Here is a 666-nt window from a genome sequence, read left to right as displayed (position 1 = left end):
CCCGAAGGGTCACGCGATCGAGCGAACTCATACACCACGCCTCCGGGCTTGGCCCGTTCTCGACGGCGGCCTCGCTGCGTGGCGGTCGGCCGGAGGTCGCTTGGACACCGGACCGGTAACCCCGCGAGCCGGAAATATCGCTGTGCCGCAGTGCAATCTGTATGAGGGAAGCCTTCCTACGTTAACTGCGCAACAATGCTTTACCGGAGGGCTGACGCTGATCGATACGCGCGCGCCCGAACGCTTCAGTGGCGACCTTGAGCCGATCGATCCGGTCGCAGGTCACATCCCCGGCGCCAAGAACATTCCAAGTACCGCTGTGTTGGCAAGCGACGGAACTTTTCTCGACGAGAGCGCGCTCCGCCAAATATGGTCCGACCACGACATCGAATACGGTGGAGACGTCGGTCTCTACTGCGGCTCAGGCATCACCGCGACTGTCACGATCGCCGCGCTTGCTGCGGTCGGCTGCGAGGCACCACTGTTTCCCGGGTCATGGTCCGAGTGGATTTCCGATCCGACCCGCCCTGTCGCCCGCGGTCTCGAATAGCCGACACATCGAGCTGATGATGAGGGCGTGTTCGACGGCGACAATTGCGCGCATCGGACCGCGCCGAGCTCTGATCCGGTGGTACTTGGCGGAGAAGAAGGTGCTCTTCGACCGTG

1 protein-coding gene is annotated in these 666 nt (G+C 63.1%); it reads left to right on the top strand.

The genetic code is table 11. The features are described 5' to 3' along the window. Positions 1-550 (top strand): sulfurtransferase (locus tag F6Q13_RS19175; RefSeq protein ID WP_293059896.1); only part of this gene is annotated, 550 nt, incomplete at its 5' end. Positions 551-666: the final 116 nt, after the last annotated feature.

Origin of the sequence: Mycobacterium sp. (assembly GCF_008709575.1) — a bacterium.
Taxonomy (GTDB): domain Bacteria; phylum Actinomycetota; class Actinomycetes; order Mycobacteriales; family Mycobacteriaceae; genus Mycobacterium.
Note: the sequence above shows the minus strand (reverse complement) of the source record. Positions and strands in the feature narration are given on the sequence as shown.